Origin of the sequence: Streptomyces sp. UW30, from assembly GCF_008042075.1 — a bacterium.
GTDB lineage: Bacteria > Actinomycetota > Actinomycetes > Streptomycetales > Streptomycetaceae > Streptomyces.
Genome location: NZ_RDBN01000053.1, coordinates 876455 through 896668, shown reverse-complemented (window position 1 = coordinate 896668; position 20214 = coordinate 876455). Strand labels below are relative to the sequence as shown.

At 72.1% G+C, this 20214-nt stretch carries 20 protein-coding genes; 8 read left to right on the top strand and 12 right to left on the bottom strand.

Annotation, left to right across the window (positions count from 1 at the left end; genetic code table 11):
• Positions 1 to 163 precede the first annotated feature (163 nt).
• The gene (locus tag EAO75_RS38305; protein ID WP_147999694.1) at positions 164 to 1189 is read right to left on the bottom strand and encodes an SGNH/GDSL hydrolase family protein; all 1026 of its coding nucleotides are present in this window, start codon (positions 1187 to 1189) and stop codon (positions 164 to 166) included.
• Positions 1190 to 1356: 167 nt separating this feature from the next.
• On the opposite strand from EAO75_RS38305, the gene EAO75_RS38300 reads away from it, so the two are divergent.
• Positions 1357 to 2745, top strand: coding sequence for a cystathionine beta-synthase (locus tag EAO75_RS38300; RefSeq protein ID WP_147999693.1), 1389 nt, complete (start codon positions 1357 to 1359; stop codon positions 2743 to 2745).
• A 335-nt stretch (positions 2746 to 3080) separates the two neighbouring features.
• On the opposite strand, the gene EAO75_RS38295 is transcribed toward EAO75_RS38300, so the two are convergent.
• Positions 3081 to 3908, bottom strand: coding sequence for a helix-turn-helix transcriptional regulator (locus tag EAO75_RS38295; RefSeq protein WP_147999692.1), 828 nt, complete (start codon positions 3906 to 3908; stop codon positions 3081 to 3083).
• A 139-nt stretch (positions 3909 to 4047) separates the two neighbouring features.
• On the opposite strand from EAO75_RS38295, the gene EAO75_RS38290 reads away from it, so the two are divergent.
• Positions 4048 to 4809, top strand: coding sequence for an SDR family oxidoreductase (locus EAO75_RS38290; protein ID WP_147999691.1), 762 nt, complete (start codon positions 4048 to 4050; stop codon positions 4807 to 4809).
• Positions 4810 to 4832: 23 nt separating this feature from the next.
• Here EAO75_RS38290 and EAO75_RS38285 read toward each other — a convergent pair whose 3' ends face one another.
• From EAO75_RS38285 to EAO75_RS38265, 5 genes are all read right to left on the bottom strand, one after another.
• Complete coding sequence (locus tag EAO75_RS38285) at positions 4833 to 5273, bottom strand: hypothetical protein (RefSeq protein WP_147999690.1); 441 nt, start codon at positions 5271 to 5273, stop codon at positions 4833 to 4835.
• Between the two features lie 81 nt (positions 5274 to 5354).
• On the bottom strand, positions 5355 to 6287 hold the full coding sequence (locus EAO75_RS38280) for an ABC transporter substrate-binding protein (RefSeq protein ID WP_147999689.1): 933 nt from the start codon (positions 6285 to 6287) through the stop codon (positions 5355 to 5357).
• A 26-nt stretch (positions 6288 to 6313) separates the two neighbouring features.
• Entirely contained in the window at positions 6314 to 6976 is a 663-nt protein-coding gene (locus tag EAO75_RS38275; protein ID WP_147999688.1) for an ABC transporter permease, read from the bottom strand.
• Position 6977: 1 nt separating this feature from the next.
• The gene (locus tag EAO75_RS38270) at positions 6978 to 7619 is read right to left on the bottom strand and encodes an ABC transporter permease (RefSeq protein ID WP_147999687.1); all 642 of its coding nucleotides are present in this window, start codon (positions 7617 to 7619) and stop codon (positions 6978 to 6980) included.
• Positions 7616 to 8650, bottom strand: coding sequence for an ABC transporter ATP-binding protein (locus tag EAO75_RS38265; RefSeq protein ID WP_147999686.1), 1035 nt, complete (start codon positions 8648 to 8650; stop codon positions 7616 to 7618). Before EAO75_RS38265 ends, EAO75_RS38270 begins: the two co-directional genes overlap by 4 nt.
• A gap of 141 nt (positions 8651 to 8791) precedes the next feature.
• On the opposite strand from EAO75_RS38265, the gene EAO75_RS38260 reads away from it, so the two are divergent.
• The 3 genes from EAO75_RS38260 (at position 8792) to EAO75_RS38250 (ending at position 11927) form a co-directional block, all read left to right on the top strand.
• On the top strand, positions 8792 to 10309 hold the full coding sequence (locus EAO75_RS38260) for an aromatic amino acid ammonia-lyase (RefSeq protein ID WP_147999685.1): 1518 nt from the start codon (positions 8792 to 8794) through the stop codon (positions 10307 to 10309).
• Entirely contained in the window at positions 10306 to 11238 is a 933-nt protein-coding gene (locus EAO75_RS38255) for a MurR/RpiR family transcriptional regulator (protein ID WP_261989591.1), read from the top strand. The genes EAO75_RS38260 and EAO75_RS38255 overlap by 4 nt, the downstream gene beginning before the upstream one ends.
• Positions 11239 to 11339: 101 nt before the next feature.
• Entirely contained in the window at positions 11340 to 11927 is a 588-nt protein-coding gene (locus tag EAO75_RS38250; protein WP_147999683.1) for a hypothetical protein, read from the top strand.
• A 9-nt stretch (positions 11928 to 11936) separates the two neighbouring features.
• Here EAO75_RS38250 and EAO75_RS38245 read toward each other — a convergent pair whose 3' ends face one another.
• The 5 genes from EAO75_RS38245 to EAO75_RS38225 all read right to left on the bottom strand — a co-directional run bounded on the left by EAO75_RS38245 (position 11937) and on the right by EAO75_RS38225 (position 15674).
• Entirely contained in the window at positions 11937 to 12311 is a 375-nt protein-coding gene (locus EAO75_RS38245) for a hypothetical protein (protein ID WP_147999682.1), read from the bottom strand.
• Positions 12312 to 12325: 14 nt separating this feature from the next.
• Positions 12326 to 12823 (bottom strand): roadblock/LC7 domain-containing protein, encoded by a 498-nt coding sequence (locus EAO75_RS38240; RefSeq protein WP_147999681.1) that lies wholly within the window; start codon positions 12821 to 12823, stop codon positions 12326 to 12328.
• 79 nt (positions 12824 to 12902) lie between these two features.
• Positions 12903 to 13697 carry a transcriptional regulator gene (locus EAO75_RS38235; protein WP_147999680.1) on the bottom strand — a complete coding sequence of 265 codons (795 nt, stop codon included), beginning with the start codon at positions 13695 to 13697 and terminating at the stop codon, positions 12903 to 12905.
• Complete coding sequence (locus tag EAO75_RS38230; RefSeq protein WP_147999679.1) at positions 13694 to 14086, bottom strand: hypothetical protein; 393 nt, start codon at positions 14084 to 14086, stop codon at positions 13694 to 13696. Before EAO75_RS38230 ends, EAO75_RS38235 begins: the two co-directional genes overlap by 4 nt.
• A 181-nt stretch (positions 14087 to 14267) precedes the next feature.
• The gene (locus tag EAO75_RS38225) at positions 14268 to 15674 is read right to left on the bottom strand and encodes a diaminopimelate decarboxylase (RefSeq protein WP_148000530.1); all 1407 of its coding nucleotides are present in this window, start codon (positions 15672 to 15674) and stop codon (positions 14268 to 14270) included.
• Positions 15675 to 15820: 146 nt separating this feature from the next.
• Between EAO75_RS38225 and hutU the strand changes: the two genes are divergently transcribed.
• The 3 genes from hutU to EAO75_RS38210 are packed head-to-tail and all read left to right on the top strand — an operon-like array spanning position 15821 to position 20084.
• Positions 15821 to 17485, top strand: coding sequence for a urocanate hydratase (gene hutU / locus EAO75_RS38220; RefSeq protein ID WP_147999678.1), 1665 nt, complete (start codon positions 15821 to 15823; stop codon positions 17483 to 17485).
• A gap of 38 nt (positions 17486 to 17523) precedes the next feature.
• Complete coding sequence (locus tag EAO75_RS38215; protein WP_148000529.1) at positions 17524 to 18726, top strand: allantoate amidohydrolase; 1203 nt, start codon at positions 17524 to 17526, stop codon at positions 18724 to 18726.
• Positions 18723 to 20084, top strand: coding sequence for a formimidoylglutamate deiminase (locus EAO75_RS38210; RefSeq protein WP_147999677.1), 1362 nt, complete (start codon positions 18723 to 18725; stop codon positions 20082 to 20084). The genes EAO75_RS38215 and EAO75_RS38210 overlap by 4 nt, the downstream gene beginning before the upstream one ends.
• The last annotated feature ends 130 nt before the right edge of the window (positions 20085 to 20214 follow it).

The window sequence follows — 20214 nt, the reverse complement described above, 5'->3', positions numbered from 1 at the left end:
GGGGGGTCGGGCAGGGCTGTGATGGAAGTTACCCGTACGTATGGACGAGGTCACTGCCGTGGGAGTGTGACCCTGACCGCAATTTTCTAAGCGCTTGCTTTTCTCCCCCCGCTGAAAATCCAGCCCCTCCGGCGTCAGGGGGCGGCGGGGGCGAGTTCTTGGCTCACGGTGACGGAGTCGCCGGGGTCCTCTCCGGTTCCGGTACGCGGCGGCGTCGGCGGCGTTTCAGGAGGGCCCAGGGGCCCTTGGGGCCCGTCGGCATGGCGGCAGTGACCTCCGTGCCCGCCTCCGAGGCCGCCTCGGCCGCTGCCCGGGCCACCGGGAGGAAGCCCTCGTGGCGGGTGATGTCGGGGCGTTCCTCTTCCGCCGGCCACAGGCCCAGGGTGGCGCAGACCGTCGGGAGGACTGCCATCGCTGCCGTGGCGTAGCCCTCCGCCGAGGGGTGGTAGTTGTCGGGGCCGAAGAGTTCCCTCGGGTTCGCCTCGAATTCCGGGCCCAGGAGGTCGCCCAGAGAGACCGTGCGACCGCCCTGCTCGATCGCGCCGATCGTCTGGGCGGCCGCCAGCTGGCGCGAGGCTCGGCGGGCCAGCCAGCGCAGAGGCTGCTGGACCGGTTCGATCGTGCCCAGGTCGGGGCAGGTGCCGACCACCACCTCCGCGCCCGCCGTACGCAGGCGTCGTACCGCCGAGGACAGGTGGCGCACCGAGCGCGTGGCGGGCATCCGGTTCGTGACGTCGTTCGCGCCGATCATGATCACGCAGACGRCGGGCACGAGGGCGGGGTCGGCCAGCACCAGGGCCACCTGGCGGTCCAGGTCGTCCGAGCGGGCACCGGGCAGGGCCGCGTTGCGCAGGAGCACCGGGCGTTCCGCCACCGCCGCCAGCCCCGACGCCAGCAGCGCGCCCGGCGTCTGGCCCGCCCGGTGTACGCCCTGCCCCGCGGCCGTCGAGTCACCCAGCATCGTCAGCCGCAGCGGCCCTTCGGCGGGGGTCTCATAGAGGTGGCCGTACCGGCCGTCGGCGTTCGGCACGTGGTTGCTGGTGCCGTTGCCGACGTGGCGCCTCGCCATCCGCACCTCGGCCAGCACCAGACCGACGGCCGCGGCGCCGGCCAGACCGATGCCGCCGCCGCCGTACGCGGCGCCCGCCGCGATCCGTCGGGCCACCCTTGCCCTCGACATCCTCGTCATGCGTCGACGCCACCTCCTCGTAGCCGTACATCAACTGCTTGCCCCGCACCGACCGTGGCCCAATCCCAACGGCGAGTGAACTGGCCTTCACCAGCCTCGGTCCGGCCACAGGGCCTAGGCTGGCGTAACCACTACGACCACCCTTTTTGCAGCATCCGGAGACAACGGTGCATTTCCACGACTCGATGATCAGTCTCGTCGGCAACACCCCGCTGCTGAGACTCAACAACGTGACCAAGGGCATCCAGGCCACCGTCCTGGCCAAGGTCGAGTACTTCAACCCGGGCGGTTCCGTGAAGGACCGCATCGCCCTGCGGATGATCGAGGCCGCGGAGGAGAGCGGCGCGCTCAAGCCCGGCGGCACCATCGTCGAGCCGACCAGCGGCAACACCGGCGTCGGGCTCGCGATCGTCGCCCAGCAGAAGGGGTACAAGTGCATCTTCGTGTGCCCCGACAAGGTCAGCACGGACAAGATCAATGTATTGCGGGCCTATGGGGCCGAGGTGGTCGTCTGCCCGACCGCCGTGGATCCCGAGCACCCGGACTCGTACTACAACGTCWCCGACCGGCTCGTGCGGGAGACGCCCGGTGCCTGGAAGCCGGACCAGTACTCCAACCCCAACAACCCGCTCTCCCACTACCACTCCACCGGCCCCGAGCTGTGGGAGCAGACGGAAGGGAAGATCACCCACTTCGTGGCGGGCGTGGGGACCGGCGGGACCATCTCCGGTACCGGGCGCTATCTGAAGGACGTCAGCGACGGCAAGGTGAAGGTCATCGGCGCCGACCCCGAGGGCTCCGTCTACTCGGGCGGCTCCGGGCGGCCGTATCTCGTCGAGGGCGTCGGTGAGGACTTCTGGCCGACCGCTTACGACCGGACCGTCGCCGACGAGATCGTCGCCGTGTCCGACAAGGACTCCTTCCAGATGACCCGGCGCCTGGCCCGTGAGGAAGGGCTGCTCGTGGGCGGGTCGTGCGGGATGGCGGTCGTGGGCGCGCTGCGGGTCGCCGAGCGGCTGGGCCCGGACGATGTCGTGGTCGTGCTGCTGCCCGACAGCGGCCGTGGCTACCTCAGCAAGATCTTCAACGACGAGTGGATGGCCGACTACGGCTTCCTGGAGGACGAGGGCCCGAGCGCGCGCGTCGCCGACGTCCTCAACGACAAGGAGCACGGCGCCATCCCCTCCCTCGTCCACATGCACCCGGACGAGACGGTCGGCGAGGCCATCGAGGTGCTGCGCGAGTACGGCGTCTCGCAGATGCCGATCGTGAAGCCGGGCGCCGGTCACCCGGACGTCATGGCCGCCGAGGTCGTGGGGTCCGTCGTCGAACGGGAGCTGCTCGACGCCCTGTTCACCAAGCGGGCCTCCCTGGAGGACCCGTTGGAGAAGCACATGTCGGCGCCGCTGCCGCAGGTCGGCTCCGGTGAGCCGGTCGGTGACCTGATGTCCGTGCTGGGCGAGGCGGACGCGGCGATCGTGCTGGTCGAGGGCAAGCCGACCGGTGTGGTCAGCCGGCAGGACCTGCTGGCCTTCCTGGCCAAGGGCGGGAAGTAGCGGCGAACCTGCGGTGAACGAGCCGTGTCCGCGGCGAACTTGCGGTGACAGGGGCCGCTCGGAGTGACGCGGAACTGGTACGAGCGCGTCACGTCCGCGCAGCACCGGCTTAACACGGGTCCGGCACATTAGTGGGTGTCGGCAGGGCGGGAGCGGCTCCCCGCCCTAGCCGGCGCCGAACGGCGCCAAGGACCTCCGGAGCGGCTCCCGGACCTCCATGGACGCCAAGGACGCGCAAGCCCGGCCCTGACCCGGCCCGCGTCCCTCGCGGGGACCGCCGTCGTCCCGCCCCCCGGAAACGGGGGTGCGGCGGTCCCCGCCACACTTCTTTGCGCCTAGACCGGCGCCGCTCTCCAACTGCCCAGCAACTGGAGCCGCTCCGCCGTGTCCGAGCCTCGCTCCGGCGTGTACACCACCAGTGTCTGGTCCGGTTCCGGCTGGATGGTCATCGTCTCGTACGGGAGGGTCAGCGGGCCCGCGAGCGGGTGGTCGATGCGTTTCGTCCCGGACACGCAGGCCTTGACCAGGTGGTCCACCCACAGGCGGCGGAAGTCCTCGCTCTTGCCGGACAGTTCGCGCACGAGGGCGCGCAGCCGGTGGTCGTCCGGGCGGTGGCCGGCGTTCAGGCGGAGGTGGGCGACCGCCTGCGCGGCGATGGCGGGCCAGTCCGGGTACAGGGACCGGGACGCCGGGTCGAGGAAGACGTGCCGGGGGATGTTGCGGTCGTCGGGGGCCGCGTCGCTGTAGCCGTTCAGCGCGTCGGCGAGGGAGTTCCACGCCAGGACGTCCATACGGGGGCCGATGACGAAGGCCGGCGTACGGTCCATGCCGTCCAGCAGCACCTGGACGCCGGGGCGGACGGGAGCCGTCTCCAACTGGCGGGAGCCCGGGCGGCGAGGCCGGGCCACCGTACGCAGATAGGCGTGCTCCGTCTCGTCCAGCCGCAGAACCCGCGCGACCGCGTCCAGGACGGCGTCCGAGACGCTCTGCCCCCGGCCCTGTTCGAGGCGGACGTAGTAGTCGACGCTCACCCCCGCCAGCTGCGCCACCTCCTCGCGACGCAGACCCGGAACGCGGCGCCGCCCGTACGAGGGCAGCCCCAGCTCCTCCGGCTGGATCCGGCCGCGGCGTGAGCGCAGGAAGTCTCCCAGGTTCCCGTCCATGGGTTCGAGCGTAGACCGGCGGCGGGCCGTGAGCCTGGTACTGCCAGACACAGGAACAACGCATCCCTGGGTAGGGCGGGCGCGGCGGCCGAGGGTGGTGGAAACCGACACACGCATCACGGATTCACGGAGGACTCCCATGTCGTACGAGAACCTGACCGGCCGTACCGCCGTCGTGACCGGAGCGGCGAGCGGGATCGGCGAGGCCATCGCCCTGCTGCTCGCCGCGCAGGGGGCGCGGGTCGCGCTGGTGGCCCGGCGCGGGCAGCGGCTGGAGGAGCTGGCCGCGAAGATCACCGCGGACGGAGCTGCGGCGCTGGCCGTCGTCGCGGACGTCACCGACGACGCGTCCGTGGCCGCCGCAGTGGAGCGGATCCACACGGCGTACGGGCCCGTCGACCTCGTCGTCAACAACGCCGGCGTCATGCTGGGCAACCCCGTCGAGGCGGGGCGGCTCGACGAGTGGCAGCGGATGATCGACACCAATGTGACCGGGGTGCTGCGCGTCATCCGGGCGTTCACCGGCGATCTGGTGGCGGCGGCCGCGGACGGGCGCACTGCCGACCTGGTGAACATCTCCTCGGTCGGCGCGCACCTCGCCTTCCCCAACTACGCGGTGTACGGGGCGACCAAGGCCGCGGTCACGCATCTGTCCCAGTGCCTGCGCACCGAGTTCGGGCCGCGTGACGTGCGGGTCACCAACATCGAGCCGGGGTTCGTGGAGAGCGAGCTGCGGCTGCACACCGACAATCCCGAGGTGGCGGGGCAGGTCGACGGCATGCTCGACGCCGTGGGCACGCTGGCGGCCGAGGAGCTCGCCGATGTGGTGGCGTACGCGGCGAGCCGGCCCCGGCATGTGAACCTGCGGCAGATCATGGCGATGCCGACCCGGCAGGCGTGAGCTGCGCGGACCGCCGGGGAGGCTCAGTCCTCCCAGCGGTCCTCGTGCTTGGCCGACTTGAGGCGCCAGCCCCGGAACAGGCCGGGGTTGATGCGCGCCGCCTGCACGACGTTGACACCGACGATGCCGACCCAGGCGACCAGCAGCCCGGGCAGGCCGGAGACGCCGCCGCCGATCGCGGACAGCGGGACCGCCAGCACCAGCGAGACGATGCCGAAGCCGAAGCGCTCACCGAAGGAGTCCGTCGGCTTCGGTGACCGCGAGCCGCGGGCCACCACCATCTGCTGCTCGGCCATCTGCCGCCGCATACGGCGCTCGACCGCCCCGTCGATACGCTGGTCGACCTTCTCCATGAACGAGTCGACCAGCGCGGACTCGTAGTCGTCGCCCAGTTCCCTGCGTGCGTGCAGGGTGGCGTTGAGTTCCTTCTTGAGCTCGGTGTCCCGCGCGTCCATTCCGGTCATAAGCCCAAGGTAGGCAGCCCGGGAACGGACCGCACTGGGGTTAGCCCCCCTGTTCGCCAGGGGGTGTACGGCACCGCGCCGTCACTTCACCAGCCCCTGCTCCTTCGCATACGCGTTCGCCACGTCTTCCGGGTCCTTCTTGTCCTTGTCGACCTGCCGGTTCAGCTCGGTCAGCTGGGCGGTGGTCAGGGCGTTGCCGAGTTCGGCGAGGGCCTTGCGGACGGTGGAGTCGGCCTTGCGGTCGGCGATGAGCGGGACGACGTGCTGGCCGGGGATGAGGTTCTTGGGGTCGGTCAGCACCACCCAGTCGTTGGCCTGGATGTCGGTGTCGGTGGTGAAGAGGTTCGCCACGTCCACGTCGCCCTTCTTCAGGGCGCCCTTGACCAGCGGACCGGAGGAGTCGAGGGACTTGAACTCCTTGAACTCCACCCCGTAGACCTCCTTGAGGCCCACCGCGCCGACCTCCCGCTTCTTCACCTCGGGCGCCGCGCCGATCACCAGCTTGCCGTTCTGCTTCTTCAGGTCGGCCAGCGACGTCAGACCGTACTTCTCGGCCGTCTCGCGGGTGACGACGAAGGCGTCCGAGTCCTCGGCCATGCCGTACGGCAGCACCTGGAGGCCGCTCGGGAGGGCGATGGTGAGGGCGTTCTGCATCTCGCCCTCCTCCGTCGCGGTCGCCTTGGGGGCGACGTAGTGCAGCAGGGCGCCCTGGTACTCGGGGAGCAGGTCGATGTCGCCGCCCTTGAGGGCCGGGATCAGGATCTCGCGGGTGCCGAGGTTGGGGCGGACCGTCACCTTCACGCCGGCCTCCTGGAGCACGGCCGCGTACAGGTAGCCGAGCACCTGGTTCTCGGTGAAGTTGGCGGTGCCGATGGTGAGGCCGCCCTTGCTGGAGCCGCCGCCACCGGAGGTCGAGCCCTGGTTGTCCAGGGACGTGATGCCGCCGGAGCAGGCGGCGAGGGCGGGGACGGAGGCCGCTGCGAAGAGGCCGCCGAGGAGAGTGCGTCGGTTCATCGAGCGTGGGTTCATCGGGAGGGTCCCTAGGCAGTGCGGTGGCGGAAGAGGAAGCGCTGGAGGGCGGAGAGGAGTAGATCCAGGGCTACGGCGATCACGGCCACCAGCACCGCGCCGCCGAGCACCTGCACGAGGTCGCGCTGGGCGAGGCCGTCGAAGACGTAGCGGCCCAGGCCGCCGAAGGAGACGTACGCGGCGATGGTCGCCGTGGCCACGACCTGGATCAGTGCCAGGCGCAGGCCCGTCATGATCAGGGGGAGGGCGAGCGGGAGTTCCACCTGGAAGAGGACCTGGTGGGCGCGCATGCCCTGGCCGCGTGCCGCGTCCTTCACGTCCGGGTCGACGGCCGTCATCCCGGCGTAGGTGTTGGTGACGATCGCGGGGACCGCGAGGGCGACCAGCGCGACGTAGACCGGGGTCATGGACAGACCGCTGGCCAGGAAGACCAGCACGACCAGGCCGACGGTCGGCAGGGCGCGGCCGAACGACGCGAGGTTGATCGCGAGGAAGGCGCCCTTGCCGGTGTGGCCGATCAGCAGGCCGAGGGGGAGGCCGATCGCCGCCGCGATGAGCGTGGCGAGCAGGGAGTACTGGAGGTGCTCGGCCAGGCGGTGCGCGATGCCGTCGGGGCCGGACCACTGCTCGCTGCTGGTCAGCCATACGCCGAGGTTCTTGAAGAGTTCGTACATGTCAGGCTCGCCGCCTCCGCCAGGGGGTGAGTACGTACTGCAGGGCGACCAGCAGGGCGTCCGCGACCACGGCCAGGAGCAGTGTGAGGACCACTCCGACGATCACCGGGGTGGGGAAGTTGCGCTGGAAGCCGTCGGTGAAGAGCTGGCCGAGGCCGCCGTCGCCGATGTAGGTCGCGACCGAGACCAGGGAGATGGACATGACGGTCGCGATCCGGACGCCGGCCATGATCACGGGGAGCGCGAGCGGGAACTCGACGGTCAGGAGGGTGCGCAGGGGGCGCGTACCCATCGCCTTCGCGGCCTCCTTCGCCTTCACGGGGACCGAGTCCAGGCCCTCGACCGTGTTCCGCAGCAGGACGACCAGGGTGTAGATCGTCAGGCCGATCACGGTCGTGGTGCGGGTGAGGCCCGAGATCGGGAGCAGGAGCACGAAGATCGCGATCGACGGGATCGTGAACAGGACGTTCGACAGGCCCAGCAGGAAGCCGCGCAGGGGGCGGATCCGGTGGGCGATCACGGCGAGCGGGAGGGAGATCAGGACGCCGAGGAGGACCGCGGTGAGCGCGGCCTGGAGGTGCGAGATCGTCAGGGTGGTGAGGTCGTCGGTGTGGTCGCCGATCCACGACCAGTCGATGGTCATGCCGTCACCCTGGCTTCCGTGTGTGCCTGGCCCGCGTGCTCGTGGATGTCGTCGCGGGACGAGACACCGGTGAGGATGCCGTCCGCGTCGACGCGGGCTATCAGGCCGGTGGGGGAGGCGATGGACTCGTTGAGGGCCGCGAGCAGGGAGTCGCCGTCCCGGAGCGGCCGTACGGGGATCTCGGTGTCCTTCGACGCCCAGTGCAGCGGCTTGTTCGCCTCGTCGAGCACCAGGCTCCAGGCGCCGCCCTCCGGTGCCGGGCCCTGCGGCACGTCCGCCAGGGTCCTCAGGCTCAGCAGCTTCAGGCCGCGCTCGGCGCCGAGGAAGTCGGCCACGAAGTCGTCGGCGGGGCGGGCGAGCAGCTCGGCGGGGGAGGCGCACTGCACGAGATGGCCGCCGGTGCGGAAGATCGCGATCTGGTCGCCGAGCCGTACGGCCTCGTCGACGTCGTGCGTGACGAAGACGATGGTCTTGTTCAGCTCCTTCTGCAGTCTGAGCAGTTCGTCCTGGAGCTGGGTGCGCACGACGGGGTCGACCGCGCCGAACGGCTCGTCCATCAGCAGCACGGGCGGGTCGGCGGCGAGCGCGCGGGCGACGCCGACGCGCTGCTGCTGGCCGCCGGAGAGCTGGTGCGGGTAGCGCTTGCCGGCGTCGGGCGCGAGGCCCACCGTCTCCAGCAGCTCGGCCGCGCGGGCCCGGGCCGTCTTGCGGCCGTGGCCCAGCAGCAGCGGCACCGTGGCGACGTTGTCGAGCACCGTGCGGTGCGGGAACAGGCCCGCCTGCTGGATGACGTACCCGATGGAGCGGCGCAGCTCGGCGGCGTCCTGCCGGGTGACGTCCTTGCCGCCGACCCGGATGGTGCCGGAGGTCGGTTCCACCATCCGGTTGATCATCCGCAATGTGGTCGTCTTGCCACAACCGGAGGATCCGACCAGGACGGTCACGCCGCCCTGCGGCATCTCCAGGGAGAGATCGTGGACAGCTGTCGTGCCGTTGGGGAAGCGCTTGTGGACCGCGTCGAACTGGATCATGAGATGTCCCTTGCCCGGCTGTATAACGTCATGCAGAGTTCTCGGTAGCTGAATAGGTTGTCAACGGGTTGGTGTAAATCCGAAGTAACGGATGACCGAAGAGCAAGATCAGATGTCCGGATTGAGGGGAGTTTGGGCCTTATGTCGTCTCGGATCGTGGACACGCCGGGAGTGGTGTCTTCCGGGCACACCGGCCTGGTCGTCCTCGACGGGATCGGGCTCGGCGTCGAGGACGTCGCACGCCTCGCCGACGGAACCGCGCGGCCGGTCCCCGCGACCGACGCGATGAAGCGGGCCGAGGAGTCCTGGGACGCCGCCCGCCTCATCGCCGCGACCGGCCGTGTCTACGGCCGCTCCACCGGTGTGGGCGCCAACCGGAACGAGGACGTCCCTACCGAGGCCGCCGCCGAACACGGCCTGCGCCTGCTGCGCAGCCACGCCGGCGCCATCGGCGAGGAGCTGCCGGCCCGGCAGGTGCGGGCCATGCTCGCCGTACGCGCCAACCAGTTGCTGGCCGGCGGTGCCGGTCTGCGCCCCACCGTCATCACGGCGATGTGCGAGGCGCTGGAGAGCGGCGCCCACCCGGTCGTGAACGAGTTCGGCTCGGTCGGCACCGGCGACCTCGCGGCGCTGGCCCAGACCGGCCTCGCGCTCGCCGGCGAGCATCCCTGGCGCGGCTCCGGGGAGCCGCAGCCGCAGCCGCTCGACAACAACGACGCCCTCGCGTTCATCAGCAGCAACGCCCTTACTCTCGGCCAGGCCGCTCTCGCCCTGCACGAACTGCGCGGGCTCGTCGCCGCCACTCAGGTCGTCGCCGCCCTTTCCCTGCTCGCCGTCGACGGGTCCCACGAGGCGTACGCCGCCCCCGTGCACACCGCCCGGCCGCACCGGGGCAGCACCGAGGTCGCCCGCCGGATGCGGGAGCTGATCGGCGCCGAGGACCGGCCGACCCCGCCGCTCGGGCGCATCCAGGACCCCTACGGCTTCCGCTGTCTGCCCCAGATCCACGGGCCCGCGCACGACGCCGCCGACGGCCTGGAGGAGGTGCTCGCGGTCGAGATCAACGCGGCCGCCGAGAACCCGTTCATCTCCCCCGAGGACATGGCCGCCTACCACCACGGCGGCTTCTACCAGGCCCAACTCGCCCTCGCCCTGGACCACTTCAGGCTGGCCCTGACCCAGGTGGCCCGGCTGTCGACGTCCCGGCTGTCGACCCTGAACGAGCCCGCCTACACCCGCCTGAAGCCCTTCCTCGCCGACAACGAGCCCGCCTCGTCCGGCGTGATGATCCTGGAGTACGCCGCCGCGGCCGCCCTCGGTGACCTGCGTGCCTTCTCCGCCCCCGCCTCGCTCGGCCACGCTGTACTCTCCCGGGGCGTGGAGGAGCAGGCCAGCTTCGCCTCGCTCGCCGCGCGGCAGACACTGCGTGCGTGCGGCGCGTACCGTCTCGTCGTCGGCTGTGAACTCGTGGCCGCCGTACGGGCGTTGCGGCTGCGCGGCCTCAAGCCCGACCCTGAGCTTCCGGTCGGCCGGGCGATGGCGCTGGCCGAGTCGGTGCTCGACGACGACCTGGCCGACCGGCCGCTCACCGACGACGTGACGGCGGCGGCCGCACTGCTGGACCGGTTCACGGAGATCTGGAGGGGGAGCGCCGCATGAGCGCGGACAGGGACACGAGCGTGACGTCCGACGGGACGTCGAGCGAGGCGTCGAGCGGGGCGTCCCACGGGGCGTCTCACGGAGCTTCTCACGGGGTGGACAGCCCCGCCGCGCGGCTCCAGGCGCTCTTCGAGGGGCACCGGCTCACCCCGACCCAGCGGCGCATCGCGCACAGCATGGTGCGGCGGGCCGCCGACGTGCCGTTCCTGTCCAGCGTGGAGCTGGCCGAGCTGGCCGGCGTCAGCCAGCCGTCCGTGACCCGCTTCGCCGTCGCCCTCGGCTTCGACGGCTACCCGGCGCTGCGCAGGCACCTGCGCGAGGTCGCGCCCGTGGAGCAGCCGGCCGACGCGGGCTCCTACAACGAGTACCAGCAGGCCGTCGAGGCCGAGATCGAGAACCTCCGGCACCTGGCCGAGGTGCTGGCCGACCCGCGCCCGGTGCAGAAGGCGGGGCGGCTGCTCGCCGCCTCGCGCCCCCTGCCGGTGCTCGGCCTGCGCGCCGCCGCCTCCCAGGCGTACGGCTTCTCGTACTTCGCGGCCAAGGTGCACCCGGACGTACGGCTGCTGCACGAGGGCGGCACGATGATCCAGGACCGTATCGACGCCGCCGTACGCGCCGGCGCGAGCGCCCTGCTCTGCTTCGCCCTGCCCCGGCATCCGCGCGAGGTCGTGGACACCCTGGCGTACGCCAAGGAGGCCGGGCTGACCGTCGTGACGGTGGCCGACTCCGCGTTCGCGCCGGTCGCCAAGGTGTCCGACCTGCTGCTGCCCGCCGCCGTCGGCACGGGCCTCGCCTTCGACACGGCCTGCGCGCCGATGCTGCTGGGCCGGGTCCTGCTGGAGGCGATGTGCGACGACCTGCCGGACGCGCAGGCGCGACTGGAGGAGTTCGACGCGCGGGCGGCGGTGCGGGGGCTGTTCGTGGAGTGACCTGCGTTTCGAGGTCCAGGTGACTTCTTAAGGCTCGTCTCACGTTGACTGGCTAGCGTGCGCGCACAGCAGCTGGACAGACGTGGGACGGGAGGCTGGACGTGACACGCGGTGGAGGGCAGGGCCTGGCCCGGGTGGCCGTCGTCGTACGGGCCGGGGCGGCGCCGCTTTGGTGGCTCGGGGGGTTCGCGGCGGGCATCGGCGTACTGGTGCCGGGCATCACCGGCCGCAGGATCGGCGTCCTGGCGGGCGCCGTGCTGTTCATGGTGACGGCGGTCGTGGTGGCGTCCGTGCGCCGCAAGCGCTACGCCGAGCTGATCCGCTCGGCCACCCGCGCCGGCAAGCACGACGTGCTCCAGGACCGCGCGGTGGCCGTCCGCAACTGGCGCCGGGGCCACCGCTGGTGGCTGGTCCTGGCCTTCCTCGCCGCGCTGGGCAGCGCCTTCGCGGCGCCGGCGGCCGGCGGGATGCTGCTCGCGGGGTGCGGAGCGGGGCTCCGGCTCAAGGCGGCGTGGCTCGGGCGGCGGGAGCGGGCCGACGGCGCCCTGCTGTGGGTGCGGGTCGACTGGCTCGACGGCCGGGGCGGCCGCCCCGTGGGCAAGGGTGTGAAGGGCTACCGCAGTACGGGCATCGCCGCGGGCGACGCGGCCCCTGGCGGGGCCCGCCGCCGCACCGCGGCGTTGGTGTAGCGGCCTGCGTCAGACCTCCAGGTCCTCCTCGATCTTCTTCAACTGGTGCCGGGCCATCGCCAGGTTGGCGCGCTTGGCGTCGAGGACCAGGTAGAGGAAGAGGCCGTTGCCGCCGCGTCCGGTGATCAGCCGGATCAGGTGGTAAGCGTCGCTGAGGGTGATCAGGATGTCCTCGATGCCGCCCTTGAGGCCGAGGTGCTCCATCGTGCGCATCTTGGCGCGCACGACGTCGGTGTTGCCGGCGGCGGCGACATTGAGGTCGAAGCTCTTGCTGCCGCCCAGCGTGCCGAGCGCCATCCCGCTGGTGTAGTCGACGAGCGCGACCCCGGTCGCGCCCTCGATCGATGCGAGGCATTCCTTCAGCGTGGTCTCGGTGTTGGCCATGACGTGTCTTCCTCTCAACTCTCGGTAGTGGTGCGCGCGTTGGCGGTGGTGCGTGCCGTACGCGCCGTTTTCGTGCGAGTGGGCATGGGTTTGGCGGCGTCCTTGGCGGAGCTCTTGGCAGGGCTCCTGCGCACGGGCGTCGCCTCCGCGTCGACGAGCTCCCCGATCCGGGCACCGGCCCGCCGGCCCTCCAGATGCAGCCGGCCGACATTGACGCCGTCCGTGGCGAGCAGCGTCAGCACGGCGGTGCGGCCCGCCGCGTACGTCGCGACATAGCCGTCGGTGCCGCGGATGAGCAGCTCCCGGAAGTCGCCCCGGCCGGTCGCGTCCGCCACCCGCACCGCGACGCCGAGCGCGGCGGCGGTCAGCGCGGCGAGGCCGTCCGGTTCGACGCCGGGTGTGTCATGGGCGAGGACGAGGCCGTCCACGCCGGCCGCGAGCGCTCCGGTCAGCTGGGGCACACGGGCTCTGAGCCGGCGGAACTCGTCGAGGATCGGGGCCTCGGCCGCCATCAGGTTTCTCCTCTCGGCGCGGGACCGCTGCGGTGGGCGAGGCACCCCGTCCGGCTCGCGGTCCTCGAAGGGTTTGCGGTCAAAGGGCCTCCAGCGCATCCCTGACCCTCTTCAGCAGCGCGACGTAAGGGTCGGCGGCGGCGTCGTCGGGCGCAGGATCCGGAGCGGGCGGTGGCTGCGGAGACACGAGCCCCGCCGCGGCCAGCCGCCTTATGTGCACCAGCGTGTGGAACGCGGGCCGGCCCAGCTCCCGCGCGATGTCCGCGGCCCGGCGAACGCCGTCCACCCGCTCCAGTACGGCCGCCTGCCGGGACGGCACCATCGGTGCCGCGACCGGGTCGGCCCGGATCAGGGGAGCGCCGTCGGCCGCCGGGTCGGGCCAGATACGGCGCAGCAGCGCGCGCCGGCGCAGCGTCTCGCGCTCCAGCTCGGCGACCGGCACCGGATGCACCGAGGCGAGCCAGTGCGCGGCGCCGTAGCGGAAGCGGCCGGGCGTGCTGCTGGGGCCGAGCGCGAAGTACGCGGCGTCGTACAGGGCGCTCACCTGGGCCAGCTCCAGCGCGCCCGGCGTGACGCCGTACCGCAGGAGCCGCCCCTCGTCGGCGCTGTCCTCGATCTCCTGCCAGGACTCGGCGTCGAGGGCGCCGTGTGCCGTCAGGAGCATGCCGAGGCTGGGCGCGAGCGGGCTCTCGGCGTGCACGACCCGGCCCTCGGCCAGGTGGAGCGTGCCGTGCTCGCGGTCCAGGACGCCGGTGGCCCGCTCCTCGGCGAGCCGGGTCAGCATCGGTGAGACACCGCCCCCGGCCTGCTTCAGAGCCGGCTGCCGGTCCCGGACCGGCAGCCGCGGCGGCGGGGTGGCTTCGACCACGGTCATCCCAGCACCAGCCGTTCGGCCATCTCACCGAGCCGGATGCGGGCCAGCGCGAGATTGCCGTCCGCGCGGGCCAGCCACAGGTACAGGAACACGCTGCTGTCGAACGACGTCGGCACGAACCGCAGCACGTGGTAGCTGTCCCGGTTGCTGAGGATCAGGTCCTCGACCGGCGGATCCACCGTGCCCGTGCCGTCCTCGGGCCCGAAGGCCCCCTGCTCGGCGGCCAGCCGCGCCAGCTCGGCCGCCTCGGCCGCCGCCGTCTCGTGATCGCCGCCCGGGGGATCGCCCACGGTGCCCAGGGCCAGCCCGCTGGTCCAGTCGACCAGCGCGGCGCCTCGCGCACCGGGCAGCCGCATCGTCTCCAACAAGCACTCGTCGATTCCGGGCACCGTCGCTCCCCTCCCGCCTCGGGGTTCGGCTGAGTGACGGCCAAACTACGCAACGTGTGTGCGGCGAGTGAGCGTTCGGGCATTTTCCAGTGGAACATGCCCGCAGTGACTAAGGTGGGTCAACTGGCCCTGTTTTCCGTCCAGTTGATCACGTATGGCCTACCGCTGCGCGGTGGGTGCGTCAACGGCTCCTCGGCGCCCGCAGGGTGGTGAGCGAGGAGGCGTGCGCCCCTCCCGATTCGGCCACGATCTCGTCGAGCGACTGCGGCTCACGCACGGTCGCGAAGGCGATGCCCCCGGCGCCGTCCCCGGCGTCCTTCGGTGCGAAGCCGTAAACGCCCGGCCGGGCAAGGGAGTTGTACGCGTAGTGGTGCGCGAAGTAGTACGCCCCCGTGTCCAGCGCCGCCGCGAAGTCCCCCTGCTCCAGCAACGGCAGCGCGGCCCCCTCGGCAAGCAGATCCCCCGAGAAGCACGCGGGCCCGGCCACGTCCTGCACCACGGCAGGGCCCTCCTTCGGGCGCCCCTTGCCGTCGTGCGCGGCGATCCGCAGCGGCCAGCTCCCCGGCGCGTACACCGTCCGCGTGGCGACCTGCACGCCCGCGTGCGTGACCGCCACCGGCCGCCCGCCCGCGCTCTTGGCGTACTCGACCCGCGCCACGATCGTCCCGTGCTTGGCCAGCAGGGACCGGCCGAATTCGGTGACCAGTCCGTACCGCCCGTCGAACAGTCCGGGTACCGCCTCGCTCAGCAGCCGCGCGTACTGCGCGTAGGTCGGCGTGGTCGCGTCCGAGGCGAAGTTCACCGGCAGTCCGCCGCCGATGTCGAGCGTGTCGATCTGGCGCCGCCCGATCCGCCGGTTGATCTCCTCGGCGAGCGTGTACGCCGCCGCGACCCCCTGGGCCAGCAGCGACAGGGGGATGCCCTGCGAGCCGGTGTGCGCGTGCAGCCGGGTCAGCCACGGGCGGTCCTGGTAGGCCCGTACGACCCACTCCCGCGCCCCCTCGTCGCGCAGCGCCACCCCGAACTTCGAGGTCGCCGTGGCCGTGGACGTCGCCCCGATGGAACCCCCGCCGACCTGGGGATTCACCCGGATCCCGAGCGGCGAGCGGCTGGCCGCCGACCTCATCAGGGCGTCGATGCGGTCCAGCTCCTGCGGGTTGTCGGCGTTGACGGCGATGCCCAGCGCCAGCGCCTCGCGCAGCTCGGCCGGAGTCTTGGCGGGCGAGTCCAGGACCGTCGCCTCCGGGCCCACCCCCGCCGCCCGCGCCAGCGCCAGCTCACCCGGGCTGGCCACCTCCGCGCCGATGCCCTCCTCGCGCAGCAGCCGCAGCACCGGCACCAGCGGGGTCGCCTTCACCGCGAAGGCGTGCAGCACGGGCGTGCCCGGCGCCACCACCGCGTCGAACGCCGCCCGCAGCGCCGCCGCCGACTCCCGGATGCCGGTGACGTCGAGCAGGCCGACGATGGGGGAGCCGGGCCCGAGGAGCCCCTGCTCCACGGCCGCCCGCACCGCCTCGTCGCGCCGGGCCGCCCGGCCCGCGTCGTACGCCGGGATCTCGATTCCGTTGCCCACAACATCCCCCGTCATGTCGTTGTACGAGCCCATGCATCCAGCCAAACACCCGGGGCGCGGCCGTGCGGGCGCACAGATGTATTGACTAGCTCTATTCAGACGGCCAGGATGTGAATATCAACCTCAACAGTTCGCAGTCACAGTCCGCTGGGAGGCAGACCATGTCAGGACCCCGCCCCGTCCGAGCGCCGCGCGGTACGGAACTGAGTGCCCTGGGATGGCAGCAGGAAGCCGCCCTGCGGATGCTCCAGAACAACCTCGACCCCGAGGTCGCCGAGCACCCCGACAAGCTCGTCGTCTACGGCGGCACCGGCAAGGCCGCCCGCGACTGGCGCTCCTTCGACGCCATGGTCCGTACGCTGCGGACGCTGAAGCAGGACGAGACGATGCTCGTCCAGTCCGGCCGCCCCGTCGGCGTCATGCAGACCCACGAGTGGGCCCCGCGCGTCCTCATCGCCAACTCCAACCTGGTCGGCGACTGGGCCAACTGGGAGGAGTTCCGCCGCCTGGAGGCCCTCGGCCTCACCATGTACGGCCAGATGACGGCCGGCTCCTGGATCTACATCGGCACCCAGGGCATCCTCCAGGGCACCTACGAGACCTTCGCCGCCGTCGCCGCGAAGAAGTTCAACGGCACCCTCGCCGGGACGATCACCCTCACCGCCGGCCTCGGCGGCATGGGCGGCGCCCAGCCGCTCGCCGTGACCATGAACGACGGCGTCGCGATCTGCATCGACTGCGACCCGCGCGCCATCGAGCGCCGCATCGAGCACCGCTACCTGGACGTGAAGGCCGACTCGCTCGACCACGCCCTCCAGCTGGCCACCGAGGCCCGCGACGCCCGCCGCCCGCTGTCCATCGGCGTCCTCGGCAACGCCGCCGAGCTGGTCCCGCAGCTCCTCGCGATGGGCGCGCCCATCGACATCGTGACGGACCAGACGTCCGCCCACGACCCGCTGGCGTACCTGCCGCTGGGCGTCGCCTTCGAGGACATGGCCGACGCCGCCGCCAAGGACCCGGCGGGCTTCACCACCAGGGCCCGTGAGGCGATGGCCAAGCACGTCGAGGCCATGGTCGGCTTCATGGACGCCGGCGCCGAGGTCTTCGACTACGGCAACTCCATCCGCGGCGAGGCCCAACTCGCCGGATACGACCGGGCGTTCGCCTTCCCCGGGTTCGTCCCCGCCTACATCCGCCCCCTCTTCTGCGAGGGCAAGGGCCCCTTCCGCTGGGCCGCCCTCTCCGGCGACCCGGCCGACATCGCCAAGACCGACAAGGCGATCCTCGACCTCTTCCCGGAGAACGAGTCCCTCGCCCGCTGGATCAAGCTGGCCGGCGAGCGGGTCCACTTCCAGGGCCTGCCCGCGCGCATCTGCTGGCTCGGCTACGGCGAGCGGGACAAGGCGGGCGAGCGCTTCAACGACATGGTGGCGAGCGGTGAGCTGGCCGCGCCGCTGGCGATCGGGCGCGACCACCTCGACTGCGGTTCGGTGGCGTCTCCCTACCGCGAGACCGAGGCGATGCTCGACGGGTCGGACGCGATCGCCGACTGGCCGCTGCTGAACGCCATGGTGAACGTGGCGTCCGGTGCGTCGTGGGTGTCCCTCCACCACGGTGGCGGCGTCGGGATGGGGCGGTCCATCCACGCCGGGCAGGTGACGGTGGCCGACGGCACGAAGCTGGCCGGGGAGAAGATCCGGCGGGTGCTGACGAACGACCCCGGGATGGGTGTCATCCGGCACGTGGACGCGGGCTACGACATCGCGGAGTCGGTTGCGGACGAGCGGGGCGTGCGGGTTCCGATGCGCGAGGGTGACGACGCGTGACCCAGCACCAAGGTGAGTCCGGCAGCTCGTTCCACGAGATGTGGCGCGACCTGCTCCCCATCGGCCGGCACCCCGACTCCCACGGCTACCGGCGCTTCGCCTGGACCGGCGCCGACCTCGACTGCCGGGCCTGGTTCAAGGACCAGGCGGAGAGCCGGGGACTCGGCTACGAGGTCGACCGCAACGGGAACCAGTGGGCCTGGCTCGGGGACCCCGCGGCCGGGGATGCCGTCGTCACCGGGTCGCATCTCGACTCCGTGCCGGACGGGGGAGCCTTCGACGGGCCCCTGGGTGTCGTCTCCTCCTTCGCCGCGCTCGACGAACTGCGCGGCCGGGGCGCGGACCTCGCGAGGCCCCTCGCCATCGTCAACTTCGGCGACGAGGAGGGTGCCCGGTTCGGGCTCGCCTGCGTCGGGTCGCGGCTCACCGCGGGACAGCTCACCGTCGAGGGCGCCCACAAGCTGACCGACGGCGACGGCGTCAGCCTGCCCCGGGCCATGGAGGCCGCCGGATACGACCCCGACACCATCGGCGCCGACCCCGAGCGGCTCGACCGCATCGGTGCCTTCGTCGAGCTGCACGTCGAGCAGGGCCGGGCGCTGGACCTGTCCGGTGACCGGGTCGGCATCGCCAGCGCCATCTGGCCGCACGGCCGGTGGCGGTTCGACTTCCGGGGCGAGGCCAACCACGCGGGCACCACCCGTCTCGTGGACCGGCGCGACCCCATGCTGACCTACGCCGAGACCGTGCTCGCCGCCCGCCGCGAGGCCGAACTCGCCGGCGCCGTCGCCACCTTCGGCAAGATCGCCGTCGAGCCCAACGGCGTCAACGCCATCCCCTCCCTGGTGCGCGGCTGGCTCGACTCCCGGGCCGAGGACCAGACGAGCCTCGACACCGTCGTCGGCGGCATCGAGAAGGCGGCCCGGCAGTACGCGCAGGCGCACGGCATCGACCTCGACGTCGTGCGCGAGTCCTTCACGCCCGTCGTCGAGTTCGACCACGCCCTGCGCGACGAACTGGGCCGCATCCTGGGCAAGGCCACCGACCTCACCGTGCCCGTCCTGGGAACCGGGGCCGGACACGACGCCGGAATCCTCTCCGGGCGCATCCCGACCGCCATGCTGTTCGTACGCAACCCCACGGGTGTCTCGCACTCCCCGGCCGAGTTCGCCGCCGAGGACGACTGCGTGGCCGGGGTCCTCGCACTCGCCGACGTACTGGAAGGGCTGGCCCGCAGGTGACATCGAAGACCTACTGGCTGGAGCACGCCTGGCTCGACACCTACGTCGAGCCGGGCGTCGCCCTGACCGTGTCCACAAGCGGCTCCGCCGCGGGGCGCGACGGCCGCATCGCCGCCGTCCGCACCGACGTCCCCGCCCCGCCCCCCGGCGCCGAGATCCTGCGCGGTCTCACCCTCCCCGGTCTGGCGAACGCGCACAGCCATGCCTTCCACCGCGCCCTGCGCGGCACCGTCCAGGTCGGCTCCGGCACCTTCTGGACCTGGCGCGAGGTCATGTACGCCACGGCCGGCCGGCTCACCCCCGAGACCTACCACGCCCTCGCCCGCGCCGTGTACGCCGAGATGGCGCTGGCGGGCATCACCTCGGTGGGCGAGTTCCACTACCTCCACCACGCGCCGGGCGGCATCCCCTACGCCGACCCCAACGCGATGGGCGAGGCCCTCATCGCGGCCGCCGCCGAAGCCGGCATCCGCATCACCCTCCTCGACACCGCCTACCTCTCCTCCGGCTTCGGACAGCCGCCCACCAGCCACCAGCTCCGCTTCTCCGACGGCGACGCCGAGGCCTGGGCCGAACGCTCTTCACTTCTCAAGGAACGGGATCACGCACGGATCGGCGCGGCGGTCCACTCCGTACGGGCCGTGCCCGCCGACCAGTTGGAGACCGTGGCGCGGTGGGCGCAGGAGCGGCGCGCCCCGCTCCATGTGCACCTGTCCGAGCAGACCGCCGAGAACGAGGCGTGCCTGGAGGTCCACGGCTGCACCCCGACCCAGCTCCTCGCCCTGCACGGCGTCCTCGGACCGCGCACCACCGGCGTCCACAACACCCACCTCACCGCCGAGGACATCTCCCTCATCGGCGGCAGCGGCACCGGCACCTGTATGTGCCCGACCACCGAGCGGGACCTCGCGGACGGCATCGGGCCGGCCGTCGCCCTGCAGAACGAGGGCTCACCGCTCTCCCTCGGCTCCGACAGCCACGCCGTGATCGACCTGCTCGAAGAGGCGCGCGCGATGGAGCTCAACGAGCGTCTGCGCACCCGCACCCGAGGTCACTGGACGGCCGCGGCCCTGCTGCGGGCGGCCTCGGCCGACGGCCACGCAGCCCTCGGCTGGGACGACGCGGGCACCCTGGAGGCCGGTGCGCTCGCCGACTTCACCACGATCGCGCTCGACTCGGTCAGGACGGCAGGGCCGCTTGCGCGGCTCGGGGCCGAGACGGCCGTATTCGCCGCGTCGGCAGCAGACGTGTCGCATACGGTCGTGGGAGGTCGGCACGTCGTACGGGACGGGGTCCACACCCTCGTACCGGATGTGCCGAAGGCCCTCGCGGACGCCGTCGCAGCCCTGCGCGGATGACAAGGGGCCGGCCACCCGCGCGGCCCGCCTCCGACCACGAACCCGGGTTGCAGTCGGTGGACAGGGCGACGGTGACGCCCGCGTCCAGCAGGCGGCGGGCGTTCGGCCACTCGGCGCGGGTGGAGAACTC